This is a genomic window from Aeromonas sobria (genome assembly GCF_000820145.1).
GTDB lineage: Bacteria > Pseudomonadota > Gammaproteobacteria > Enterobacterales > Aeromonadaceae > Aeromonas > Aeromonas sobria.
On sequence record NZ_CDBW01000003.1, the window covers coordinates 1 to 12,523 of the forward strand.

The following is a 12,523-nucleotide window of genomic DNA, read 5'->3' on the forward strand; positions in this document are numbered from 1 at the left end:
AAGGTGAACGGGTCATGGGGGCATACCACATTCAACATGTAAACGGGTATCACCATAGGTTGAAGGAGTGGATGGAGCGTTTCCATGGAGTAGCAACTCATTACCTGAGGAATTATCTGGGTTGGCGCAGGATGCTGGAGCGTTACGGGAAGGGAGTGAATATCAAAGCGTGTTTGCATGAGGCGCTGGGGCACCCCATGCAACACGTAATTGGGACATAGCCATAAAAAACGGCGACCAGATGGTCGCCGTTTTCTTTATCTTGCCAGTGCACTCGGCACCGCCAACTGCCTCAATCAGGGATTGAGACGGGTCGGCATACCGGTACGCTGTTCCAGCACCTGCTTGACCACGTTGGAGTCAGACTCGACATGGGCGATAAAGCGGGTAGTAGCCTGGGTCATCGGAAGCGGCACAGAGGCAGTGGAGTTGAACTCCTCCTCGTTGCGCGACAGCGGCTCGTGCACTTCCATGTAGCGACCACCATCCGGCTCGACCGAGGTCTTGACCGGCTGGTTGACGAACTGGACACGAGTACCGACCGGCACGTTGTCGAACAGATACTTGATGTCATCGGCACGCAGACGGACGCAACCGCTGCTCACCCGCAGGCCAATGCCGAAGGTGGCGTTGGTGCCGTGGATGGCGTAAAGGTTGCCGATGTAGAGGGCGTGCAGACCCATGGGGTTATCCGGGCCAGCCGGCCAGACCGCAGGCAGTGTCTTGCCCTGAGCGGCATAGCGGCGACGGATGTTCTCGGTCGGGGTCCAGGTCGGGTTGGCGCGCTTGCGCTCTACCTTGGTGATCCAGTTCTCCGGGGTGTTTACCCCCAGCTGGCCGATGCCGATGGGCAGCACTTCCACCACATTTTTCCCTTTCGGATAGTAGTAGAGACGCATCTCGGCGACGTTGATGACGATCCCTTCGCGGGGTGCGTTGGGCAGGATCAGCTGGTGGGGGATGATCAGGGTGCTACCCGCCTTCGGCAGATAGGGATCAACGCCCGGGTTGGCTTCCATGATGTTGGTCAGACCCAGCTGGAAGTCAGCAGCGATCTGCTCCAGCGGACGGTTGTCCGCAGGCACCACGTATTGCTGGTTTTCACCGATCAGGCGGCTGTTGGCCGCAGGCAGGTGGTACTCGACGGCGGCAGCCTGCTGGCTGACCAGCGCAAATGTGCATAAAAGGGCCGAAGCGGCAGTGCGAAGGGGATTCATAAAATTCCTGTGTGGTTTCCTGTACCAAATGGGCCGTGGGCCGTCTCATCCTCGGTCTGCCGGTGGCGGGTAAACCTGCACCACGGCGCCAATAACCGAGCGCGCATTCTTTCCTGAGTCGGCCAAAATTTCAACTTCGATATGTTGCTTTTCTTGTTAAAAGTGGCCGTTTGCGGTGTGACTCTTATCAACAGGGCAAAAGCTACCCTAGCAAGTCGCCGCTGAGAGAAAGATGAACAGCACCAATCTACTGCCAACGGGCCACCCGCGCCCCCATCAACCACAGCGCTGCGCCACCTGGTGTCACGGTGGAAGCAGAGGCCAGAACGGTTATAACACCCAAGTAGATAAGCCAATGTCGACAGTGGCACTTTATTGGTATGAAAAGGAGTAAAACAGCACATCAGCCACCAGCTGGTGCTTGCTGCCATTGAGATAAAAAAACCGCTCCGAAGAGCGGTTAATGGAGCCACCAGGCAACCATAAAAGGGACTACAGGTGTTGTCATTGGAATTACTGGACCGTCGCCTCCCCTGCGCCACTCTGCTCCTTGAGGAAGCTGATCCAGGGGGATGCCCGACCACTGACGTTGCCATTCTGAGCCGCTTGGGTGAAGGCGTTGAGGGCCTCCTTCGGCTTCTGTTGCTCAAAATAGGCGACCCCGGTCAGGAACTTGAGATCCGCACGCTGTTCACCATTGGCATTGGCCGCCGGTTTGGTGGCTAGCGCCACCAGATCCTGATAGCGCTTGCTCTGAATCATCATGCGCGCCATTTTCAGCTGCAATTCGGCGTTCGGAGCCAGCAGATAGGATTTGGCCAACGTGTCGATGGCCGGATCCAACTCTTTGGCCTGATGCCAGTAGTTGGCGAGGGTCTTGTAGTTGCTGGCGCTCTGCCCAATCACCCCATCCTTCATCCCCTTCTCCATCACCCGTGCCGCGCGATGGGGAATGCCGGTGAAGGCGAGGTAGTTGGCCAGCCGCTGCAGCTCGGCGGCCTCGGTCAACATGCCGAGGTTGTAGGCCGACTCCAGCGCTGCCAGCGCCTTGCCATCATTACCCGCCTGCATATGCATGGCCGAGAGCTGGGTCCAGTACTTCTTCTTCTCCGGGAACATGCTGACCAGGGTTGTCAACACCTCGGTCGCCGGTTTGTACTGTTTCAGCTCGTAGTGAGCGCCCATCTTCAGCAGATACCAGGACTCCGGCGCTTTACCTGCCGACAGCTTGATGGCCTGATCCACCGCCGGGATCGCGTCACGGTACTGCTTGAGCTGCACGTGGGCGTTGGCCAGGGTGATATAGGCATGGGAGTTGGGCTTGTCATCCTTGCCCTGGTTGGCAAACCACTCCTTCATGGTCTTGATCGACCCCTGGTAATTGCCCTCAGCCATATAGAGCTGGGCCAGGTTGTAGCGCACCTGCTGGGCCACCGGTGGCGGCAGGCCGCCTGTCGCGATGGCATCGGCAAAGTACTTGGTCGCCTGACCGTATTTCTCCTGCTGGGCGGCCACGAAACCGAGAGTCTGCAATATGACCCCCTTGTCGTAGACCCGCTCGCCCGCACCGGAGAGTGCATCTTGCAACTTGGCATTGGCCTCGCCGTATTTCTTCTCGGTGATCAGCGCCTGCGCCTTGTTGACCGCCCGATAAGCCCGATCCGACAGGGCCGGCTGCTCGGCGGCCCAACTGGCGGTGCTGAGCAGCACCGCCATGGCGACCGGGGCGAGGATCATCTTGTGTAACTTGTTCATCGCCACCTTCCTTAGTTGACCGCAAACTCGATTTCTTGCTGCATCCGGCTCGCTTGCGGCTTGCCATCCACCATGGACGGCTTGAACGTCCACTTGGCGATGGTTTTGCGCGCCTCTTTGCCGAGGTCATAGCTGCGCGGCTCTTCCTTGACGATCCGCACGTTGCTGACGGTACCACGCTCGGTGACGGTGAACTCCACCAGCACCTTGCCGGAGGCCAGACCCGCCAGAGCCGCCTTGCGGGGCATCATGGGCTCGAAGGTTGCCAGCGGAATGGCGCCGTTGTTGCCACCCACTCCGCCACCACCACCGCCGGTGCTGTAGGCACCGAGGGCGTTGCCACCACCGATATTGACCGGGATGTCGAGCTTGGGCATGTCCATGGGAGAGCTCTCCATCTGCGGCCGATCCGTGCTGGCCACCTCCATCTCTGGAGGGGGCGGCGGACGGTTCGGCGGCGGCGGTTTCGGCAGCTCCCGTTGCTTCTCTTGCAGGGTCTCCTGGGGCTTGATGCGAATGAAATCGGTCATGGCGACGTCATCCTTCTCAACCAGCTCCCGATGATCCGGTGTGATCAGCTTGTTCATTCCCAAAAACAGAAAGAACACCACCACACAGGAGACCACCAACGATATCAGGTATCTCATAGGTCTCTCTCCAGCATCAGCTGCTCTTGCTGGCAGCGATGGAGATGTTCTGGACACCGGCCATACGGATCTGATCCATGACCTGCACCACCAGACCAGAACGGGATTCGGTATCGGCCTGGATCACCACGGCGCTCTCCGGGTTTTCGGCCCGCAGCCGCTCGATGTTGGCACGAACCGCCCCTACTTCCACGATGCGCTTGTCGACCCAGACCTGACCGTTTTCGCGTACCGCGACCATGATATTGCCCTTCTTCACCGTCTCGGCCGTGCTGGCACTGGGACGGTTGATCTCGACACCGGACTCCTTGACGAAGGAGGTGGTGACGATGAAGAAGATCAGCATGATGAACACTATGTCCAGCATGGGGGTCAAATCGATAGCCGCCTCGTCAGCACCGCTGTCGCTGTAACGTTTTCTCATAGCAGAAACTCCTTGCTTGTTCTGTGCCCCCGGCAGGCCATGCCTCGCCGGGGGTATGCATCCTGCATCAACCGTGTTTCAGGTTGTCTTCCAGCTTTTGCACCGCCAGTTTGGCTTTGTGATCGAGCTGGTTGACAAAAAACAGGCCGGAAAGGGCGGCAATCATGCCCGCCATGGTCGGTACCGTTGCCTTGGAGATCCCCGATGCCATGGCCCGCGGCGAACCGGTGCCGGTGATGGCCAGGGTGTCAAACACCTGCACCATCCCCACCACGGTGCCAAGCAGCCCCATCAGTGGACAGAGGGCGATCAGCACCTTGATGACCGGCATCCCCTTGTCCACCGCCATGGCGACCCGTGAGACCAGCTCGCGCCGGATCTGCTTGGCAGACCAGGAGAGATGATCGCTGCGGGCCAGCCAGGTGGCCTTGGTCTGCTTCACCTGCTTGGGGTAGACCGCCATGAAGTAGATCCAGCGCTCCAGCAACAGGGCCCACATCATCAGGGTCAGGAAAAACAGGGCGACCAGCACGTCGCCCCCCAATCCCAGAAACCGGCGGACCGACTCGACTTCTTCAATCAACCAGAACCACATGGGTGACTCCTTACGCTGCAGCTTTGGAGGCGTGCAGACGTTCCTGATAACGGGCAACGAAACCGGCACTCTGCTCTTCCAGCACCTGGATCAGACGACGGCTCTGGGTCTGCACAATGGTGTAGAGGAACAGCATGGGCACCGCGACAACCAGACCCTGCATTGTGGTCACCAGCGCCTCGGAGATACCGCCCGCCATCAGCTTGGGATCGCCGGTACCGAACAATGTGATGGCCTGGAAGGTGGCAATCATCCCCACTACAGTACCCAGCAGGCCCAGCAGCGGTGCGACGGAGGCGATCAGCTTGATGATGCTGATGCCCTTCTCGAACTTGGGCACGTTGCGCAGGATGATCTCGTCGAGCTTGGACTCCAAATCCTCGATGTTGTCCCCGCGATGGCTCTGGTAAGCCCCCAGCATGTCACCAATGGGGTTGCCCTTGATGATCTGATCGGATTTCAGCTGCTTGCGCATGGACGAGCCGATCAGCGACAGGCGGATACCGCAGAAGATGGCCAGCAGGGTACCGAGCACACCGAGCACCATGATGACGTAACCCACTTCACCACCCTGATCGACCCGCTCCTTGAAGGTCGGAGACTGCACCAGCAGGGAGAGGATCACGCCGCGAGACGGGTCGATGAAGATGGGTTTGACCCCGTCACCACCCTGTTCAAACTCGGCGATCGGCTCCAGCACCCCCTTATCCGGTTGACGAGAGAGCTGCTCGAACTTGCCGGTCTCCGGCACGAAGGTGAGGTACTTGCCTTCGGAGACGGTGTTGAACTCACCGATCTGGGTGACGGTCTTCTCGGCCTGGTTGCCCTCGCCATAAACCACGGTCGCCGGGATCTGGCTCACTTTGCCACCGTCCACCATGCGGCCGAGGGTGGTAGTCCAGAACGCTTCCAGATCGTCGCTTGAGGGGAGTTCTTTACTCTCGGCCAAACGGGTCAGCAGGGCGGATTGCTCCGGATGCTCGACCCGGCGGGCGGAGGCGTTGAAGATCCCCTTGAACTCACCGGCGAACTGACGCAGCACCCCGAACATCTCCCCCATGTTGCCGGAACGCTGGCGCAGGGTTTCAGTCAGTTCGGTCAGCTGCTTGTCGTTGGCATCGAAGGCCGCCTTGAGCTGCTCGCCCTTGGCGGTTTCGGCAGCCAGCTCGGCCTTGGCCTTCGCCAGCAATGCCCCTTGCTCGTTCTTGTCAGCCAGGAAACGGGCTTCCCGCTCCTTGTTGAGCTGGGATTCGCTCAGGCTGGAGGCCTTGACCTGATTGAGCAGCGCATTGAGATCCACCGGTTTCTCGGCGGCGGTCACCGGCAGGGTGACCAGGGTTGCTCCCGCAATCAGGGAGGCAATAGCAAGTTTGATTCCTTTCATGATGCTTTCTCCGCAGTTTGAACCGGCAGCTTGATCAGCGCAGGAGGCGCCTGCTTCTTGGCGATGCGAAGGCCCTGTTCAACCGCACTGCGATACTCCTGGGGCAACTCTTCCCATTGACGGGTCTTCTTGTTCCATATGCCGGTCTCATTGCCATCCGGGGACTGATAGAGCAGGGCAATGCGGCCAACGCGCAGGAACTCGTAGGTCTTCTCGCTGCCATCCTTGTCTAGGCTCGCCTTGTAGGACTCGATGGTGCGGCTGAAGCCCTCCTCGATCTGGTAGGCCTCCAGGATCTTGCGGTACTTCTCGGAGATGGTGACATCGGCGCTGTTCATCAGGTCGGTCAGCGCGGCAACCCGATCTTCACGCTCGACCTTCTGGAACGGCAGATCCAGTGACACAAACTGCTCGAGGGAGTCGATCATCTTGAGCATCAAGGGCACCACTTCGGTGCTGGTCTGATCAATCTGGGCGATCTGCTTTTGCATCGACGCCAGCTCGGTGGTCTGGGACTCGACCATCTTGCCCACCTGCTCGTTGTAGGTGCGCAGACTGTCGACCTGACGCAGGGCAGCCTTGTACTGGGCCAACGCAGATTCGGCAGAGTCGGCATAGCTGTCGATCTTCTGCTGGGAAACTTTGGATGCATTATTGGTGGCGGCTTGAGTGTCCACGGCCTGACCGGCGGTGGCAGCACTCAGATTGAAGCTGGTCAACAAGGCGGCCGAAACCAGGCTGCCAAGAAGCGCTTTCTTCATTGTAATGGTCCTTGTCTTCATAGGATTACCCTATCTCCGTAACTTCCTTGGACGTTGGGCACAGCCGACCCGACCGGGCCGGCTGAGGTTGTATATCAACGGGGTTGATTAGAACTTCTGGGTGTAGTCGATGTAGTAGACACGACCGTCGATGCCGTAGAGGTCTTCTTCATAGGTGAAGCCATCGCTCGACAGGGAAGGTCCGCGGTTAAACATGTTCTTCACGCCGGTCTGGATCTTGGCATTCCAGCTGGTATCGACAGCTACGTTCAGGTTCCAGATGGTGTTGGAAGCGATATGACCCTCTTCCTGTCCATTCACGTAATCCTGACTCTGGGAGTCGATATAGTTGGCGCTCAGATAAGCATCCAGATTCCACCACTGCGGGAAATTGGCACCGACCCCGGAGTTGAAGCGAAGGTTTGGCAACGCATTCCAACCCTTCTTGTCGATCATTGGGCCACCGGCAAACAGACCTTCTTCATACTTCAGGATGTAAGTACCACCGAAGTCATAGCGCATCGCGAAGAAGTTGAAGTCGTACTTGTAGTCAGCCTTGAAGTCGATACCACTGGTCTTGAGTTGCCCCAGGTTGACCATGCCGGCGTAAACCATCTCGACATCGCCGTTGGCGTCACGAATGACGTTCGGGTTGCTGCCGGTGTTGAGCTCCTGATAGAACTGGGTCTGGGTGGTAGCCAGCTGGATCACGTCATCAATCTTGATGTAGTAGTAATCGAGCGACAGGTTCAGGTTGTCCAACGGGTTGTAAGCAGCCCCTATGGTGAAGGTATTGGCGGTCTCTTCCTTCAGGTTTTTGTTGGCTTTACGCGTTGTGTCGTACTGCGCTTCGGAACAGTTGGCAACGCCATTGGCCTGGCAACCTACATAGTCCTTGGCAAAGTCGGCAGAGAAGGAGTCTGCGGCATAGAGATCATCCAGACCCGGTGCGCGGAACGACTGGGACCAGGAGGTGCGGAACATCAACAGGTCGAGCGGCTGATAACGCAGACTCGCTTTGGGCGAGAAGGCGCTGCCAAAGTCGCTGTACTTGTCGTAACGGCCCGCCAGGTTCAACTCGATCTGCTCGGTGATGGGGATCAGGCTCTCGATGTAGGTGGCAAACACATCGCGCACACCGCTACCTGAGTTTCCAGATGAACCCAGCACGTTACCCGCTTCGGACTGACTGTCATAGGTATCGGAGTAAACCCAATCGTTATACTCGGCTCCCAGATACCAGCTGACGGGGCCAGCAGGCAGTTCACCCATCTCCCAGCCCAGACCTCCGTACCACTGGAAGAAGTCCATTTTGGAGGCACGACTGGTATCGTATGAAAGGTCCTTAGTGGCCGCATCAGAGAAGCTGCCATTAACGAATTTGCCGCTATTGACCTGAGTCTGTACTGCGGGCTCCAGAACGTAGCCGGAACCATTGCTGCGGTTATCTGTTTTGGAATACATGTAACCGGCGTTCCACTCCAGATCGCCCACCGCTTCGGTCGGCACAGTCCCTTCAAAACCAAGGTTCATGTTACCGGTCAAGTCAGTCACATCGTTATCACGGGGACCGACGTTGTTGAAGCGGTAGTAAACGGTCGCAGCCTTGGCGGTGCTGAAGTTGTTGGCAGACAGGACTGCTGCGCTTTCAGGGGTGGAACCATCCACGGTGAAGGCACCGGCAGCTGGCGCGAAGCGGCCAAAACTGGTGACGCGGGAACCAATCAACTGCGGTACGAAATCCACATTGTCATTTATATGGTAGCGACCATTCACATAGACGGTATCGCGAGTACGAGAGGCAGTCTTGGCGGCGACCTTGGCAAAGTCGAAGCGGCAAGCCGTGCCCTTGGTGACGAAGCCGGTTCCGGTACTTTCACAGTCAACCCCATTCAGGGTACGGGTAACTGTCTTACCGGTGGTGGCATCCACCCCTTTGATATTGCGGCCATAGAGACTCGGCGCCGTGGCCCCCTCTTTCGCCAGATAGTCGCGATCCTTGTAGTAGATCTCGTCCTTCACATCGTGCTCATAAACCATCATCAGGGAGCCTTTCTCACCCGAGATGCCACTGACGATGGAACCACTCTGCTCGTCACCACCCTCTTCGGTCGGCGAACCAATACGCCCCTGGAAAGTCAGCCCTTCGAAACCCTCTTTGAGGATCACGTTGATAACGCCGCCGATGGCATCAGAACCATACAGGGCGGAGCCGCCATCCAGGTTCACTTCCACCCGCTCAACGGCTGCCATGGGGATGGTGTTTAGGTTGATGGAAGTACCACCCATGGTCGGTGAACCGGCGATCCGCTTGCCATTGAGCAGTACCAGAGTACGGGTAGAGCCCAGACCACGCAGACCAACGGTTCCCTGAGATTGATAGGAGTCACCGGAGGAAGGGGAGTAACCACCAAAGGAGTTGTAGGAGGCCTGTTTCAGATAATCGGCCACAGTCTGCTGACCAGACTGTTCAATTTGGGCCTTGCTGACAGAGACAACCGGAGTCGCCCCCTCAACATCAACACGGGAGATACGGGAGCCAGTGACTTTGATTTTCTGCAATTTTTCGACGTTCTGCCCTTCTTCGGCAGACACTGATGGGGCCACTGCAAGGCTCGCCAAGGCGAACGCAATCGCAGCAGAGATTCTGCTCTTCCTAAGCATCGCTTATATCCTTCCTGGTTGTTTTTTGTTTGCTTCCTGATATCGCCCTCTTTGGAGCGATGTGTAAGGCTTATCAATCTTTGACTGGCGGCGTCAATGGAGTAGGGGTGTGGCGAGGTCAGGCGTAGAATAAGCGGAGTGTATTAATTTTGACCGGAATAATTAGTGAATAATTCTGCCAAAAACAACCAATGCAATGTGAAAACATTGTTAATGAATGTAAATGACGCTGAATTAAAATTTGATGAACTTATTAGTTAACGTGCTGTCCGTTTATATCTTATTTCGATTTATCGGCCTTAATAAGAATAAAACACTAACTTCATCACCAGTGAACCACACCAATTTGGTAGTGGAGATAGATAAAATCGCCGAGATGATATCGTTTTCCCTCAGTTTCACCACCCCAACAAAAACATTAACAATCAATGAGTTAAAAACAGTTAAAACTTAAATAAACAGCTGTTTATATTTTTTAAAATAATGTTGAGCAGTAGCGTTTTGTTTTGATTTTCACTTTTTAGATAAAAAACATCATTTTTCGGCGTTTTTGGTCTCAGCGGGTCATTTGTCCCAGTTTTCCATTTCCTTGTACTTGATTTTTGTTGCAGAGCTTTTACAGTGGCCAAGCTGATTGTCTGCTGTTTGGCAACCAATCCAGCGCGTAATGCCAGGAAGGATAGGCCCGTCACCGGATTTGACTGGTCGCAAAAAGAACAACAAGGACGAGGTTCCACCATGCTGTCGTATTTCCTACGCCGGATGCTTCTTATCATCCCGACGTTTCTCGGTATCACCCTGCTCGTCTTCACCATCACCCGTTTCGTGCCGGGCGGCCCGGTCGAACGCATGCTGCTGCAAGCCCAGGTTTCCCAGAATGAATCTGGCCGATCCAGCGGCAGCAAGGGGGCGCAGGCACTCTCCGATGAACAGATCGAGGAGCTCAAGGCCTTCTATGGTCTCGACAAGCCCATGCTGGTCGCCTATTGGGAGTGGTTGCAGAAGCTGGCGGTGCTGGATCTGGGCGAATCGACCCGCTACTACGAGCCAGTGTGGGATCTCATCAAGGATCGGCTCCCCGTCACCGCCTTCTTCGGGCTGGCGACCTTTCTGCTGAGCTATGCGGTCTCCATTCCGCTCGGGGTGGCGAAGGCGCTCAAGCACAACAGCCGCTTCGACTCGTTGAGCTCCATGCTTATCTACATGGCCTATGCCCTGCCCGCCTACGTGGTGGGGATCTTCCTCATCACCGTCTTCGCCTTCCATCTGGAGTGGCTGCCCATGGGAGGTTTTCCGGGGGACGATTTCGATTCCATGGAGAGCAGCTGGGACCAGATCCGTACCGTCTTCGCCCATGCGCTGCTGCCGCTTATCGCCTACGCCATCGGCGATTTTGCCATCCTCACCATGACCATGAAAAACAGCCTGATGGAGAACCTGTCGGCCGATTATGTGCGTACCGCCGTGGCCAAGGGACTGCCATTTCGCAAGGCTGTCACCGACCACGCCATGCGCAACAGCCTGATCCCCATCGCCAGTCATCTGGGGTCTGTGCTCACCGTTTTCTTTGGCGGCTCCTTCCTCATCGAGACCATCTTCAACATCGACGGCATCGGCCTGCTCGGTTACGAGGCTATCGTCGAGCGGGATTACCCCACCGTCATGGGCATTCTGGCCATCACCTCCATGCTGATGCTGATAGGCAATATCGTCTCCGATATCTGCGTTGCCCTTGTCGATCCCCGTGTGCGGTTTGGAGATTGACCATGAACCAGACCCTTTTTGCCATGCCGATGCTGACATCACGCCATATCGTCTCCGATATCTGCGTTGCACTTTCTGTTGCCCCCCGTGTGCGGTTTGGAGACTGACCATGAACCAGACCTCTATTGCCATGCCGATGCTGATATCACGCTATATCGTCTCCGATATCTGCGTTGCACCTTCTGTTGACCCCCGCGTGCGGTTTGGAGACTGACCATGAAGCTCAATCCGGTTACCTTGAAAAAACTCAAGCGCTTCAAGTCGATCAAGCGCGGTTACTACTCCTTCATCATCTTCACCACCCTGGTGCTGCTCTCCCTGCTGGCGGAGCTGCTGGTCAACAGCCGGGCACTGATGGTGAGCTATCAGGGCCAGCTGCACTTCCCCACCTATGGCGATGTGATCCCCGGTCAGCAGTTCGGGCTCGATTACGAGTACGAAACCAACTACCGCCAGCTCAAGGCCAAATTTGCCGCAGAGGGCCAAGGCGACTGGGTACTGCTGCCGCCGGTACCCTGGAACCCCTACGAGCAGGATTTCAAGGAGGATGCCTACCCGCCTTACGCCCCCAGCGCGGCCGAGCGCCACTTCCTCGGCACCGACACCAGCGGCCGCGACGTGCTGGCGCGACTGGTTTACGGCTTTCGCATCGCCATCGGCTTTGCCTTTATCGCGCTGGCGGCCAGTTACGCCATCGGGGTCACCATCGGCTGTCTGATGGGCTTTCTCGGCGGCCGCTTTGACCTCATCCTGCAACGCTTTATCGAGATCTGGTCCCAGGTGCCGTTTCTCTACGTCATCATGATCCTGGTGTCGCTTGCCAAGCCCAACTTCGGCCTGTTTGTCGCCATCAACGTGCTGTTCGGCTGGATGGGGATCACCTGGTATATGCGCACCCTCACCTACAAGGAGCGGGCACGGGACTATGTGATGGCAGCACGGGCGCAAGGGGCGACTACCGGGCGGATCATCTTCAACCACATCCTGCCCAACACCCTGATGATGATCGTCACCCTGGCGCCGTTCGCCGTGGTGGGCAATATCTCCACCCTGACAGCCCTCGACTATCTTGGCTTCGGGCTGGCACCGCCGACCCCGAGCTGGGGGGAGCTGCTCTCCCAGGGGATCAACAATCTGGATGCCATCTGGATAGTCAGCTCGGTGGTGGCCGCGGTGAGTCTGGTGCTGATCATGGTCTCCTTTATCGGCGAGGCGATCCGCGAGGCGTTCGATCCGCGCAAATTTACCCGTTACCAATAAGCCAGCCGATGCCAGCGCATCGGCAGGCGCCGGGTAACGAACAGTCATTAAT

The 12,523-nt window shown here is 57.1% G+C and carries 11 protein-coding genes and 1 pseudogene; 3 read left to right on the forward strand and 9 right to left on the reverse strand.

The window, feature by feature from the left end; translation table 11 throughout:
• Nucleotides 1-221: pseudogene (locus tag BN1135_RS00740) on the forward strand (IS1595 family transposase); the annotation flags it as partial.
• 75 nt (nucleotides 222-296) lie between these two features.
• Here BN1135_RS00740 and BN1135_RS00745 read toward each other — a convergent pair.
• The 9 genes from BN1135_RS00745 to BN1135_RS21925 all read right to left on the reverse strand — a co-directional run bounded on the left by BN1135_RS00745 (nucleotide 297) and on the right by BN1135_RS21925 (nucleotide 10,187).
• The gene (locus BN1135_RS00745) at nucleotides 297-1,217 is read right to left on the reverse strand and encodes a L,D-transpeptidase family protein (protein WP_042018088.1); all 921 of its coding nucleotides are present in this window, start codon (nucleotides 1,215-1,217) and stop codon (nucleotides 297-299) included.
• 513 nt (nucleotides 1,218-1,730) lie between these two features.
• A complete protein-coding gene (locus BN1135_RS00750) occupies nucleotides 1,731-2,972 on the reverse strand; it encodes a tetratricopeptide repeat protein (RefSeq protein WP_042018089.1) in 1,242 nt (413 codons plus the stop codon).
• 11 nt (nucleotides 2,973-2,983) lie between these two features.
• Nucleotides 2,984-3,619, reverse strand: coding sequence for an energy transducer TonB (locus BN1135_RS00755; protein ID WP_042018090.1), 636 nt, complete (start codon nucleotides 3,617-3,619; stop codon nucleotides 2,984-2,986).
• Nucleotides 3,620-3,635: 16 nt separating this feature from the next.
• Nucleotides 3,636-4,043, reverse strand: a complete 408-nt coding sequence (locus BN1135_RS00760; RefSeq protein WP_033137735.1) for an ExbD/TolR family protein — start codon at nucleotides 4,041-4,043, stop codon at nucleotides 3,636-3,638.
• 67 nt (nucleotides 4,044-4,110) lie between these two features.
• Nucleotides 4,111-4,638, reverse strand: a complete 528-nt coding sequence (locus tag BN1135_RS00765; RefSeq protein ID WP_042018091.1) for a MotA/TolQ/ExbB proton channel family protein — start codon at nucleotides 4,636-4,638, stop codon at nucleotides 4,111-4,113.
• A gap of 10 nt (nucleotides 4,639-4,648) precedes the next feature.
• Nucleotides 4,649-6,022: a MotA/TolQ/ExbB proton channel family protein gene (locus BN1135_RS00770; protein ID WP_042018092.1), complete on the reverse strand. Its 1,374-nt coding sequence runs from the start codon at nucleotides 6,020-6,022 to the stop codon at nucleotides 4,649-4,651.
• Nucleotides 6,019-6,783 (reverse strand): DUF3450 domain-containing protein, encoded by a 765-nt coding sequence (locus BN1135_RS00775; protein ID WP_042018093.1) that lies wholly within the window; start codon nucleotides 6,781-6,783, stop codon nucleotides 6,019-6,021. Before BN1135_RS00775 ends, BN1135_RS00770 begins: the two co-directional genes overlap by 4 nt.
• A 108-nt stretch (nucleotides 6,784-6,891) precedes the next feature.
• Nucleotides 6,892-9,447: a TonB-dependent receptor gene (locus BN1135_RS00780; protein ID WP_042018094.1), complete on the reverse strand. Its 2,556-nt coding sequence runs from the start codon at nucleotides 9,445-9,447 to the stop codon at nucleotides 6,892-6,894.
• A 443-nt stretch (nucleotides 9,448-9,890) separates the two neighbouring features.
• The gene (locus BN1135_RS21925) at nucleotides 9,891-10,187 is read right to left on the reverse strand and encodes a hypothetical protein (protein ID WP_139245129.1); all 297 of its coding nucleotides are present in this window, start codon (nucleotides 10,185-10,187) and stop codon (nucleotides 9,891-9,893) included.
• On the opposite strand from BN1135_RS21925, the gene BN1135_RS00785 reads away from it, so the two are divergent.
• Both BN1135_RS00785 and BN1135_RS00790 read left to right on the forward strand, forming a co-directional pair.
• A complete protein-coding gene (locus tag BN1135_RS00785) occupies nucleotides 10,186-11,211 on the forward strand; it encodes an ABC transporter permease subunit (protein WP_042018095.1) in 1,026 nt (341 codons plus the stop codon). The genes BN1135_RS21925 and BN1135_RS00785 overlap by 2 nt on opposite strands.
• 216 nt (nucleotides 11,212-11,427) lie before the next feature.
• Nucleotides 11,428-12,471: an ABC transporter permease gene (locus BN1135_RS00790; protein ID WP_013724081.1), complete on the forward strand. Its 1,044-nt coding sequence runs from the start codon at nucleotides 11,428-11,430 to the stop codon at nucleotides 12,469-12,471.
• Nucleotides 12,472-12,523: the final 52 nt, after the last annotated feature.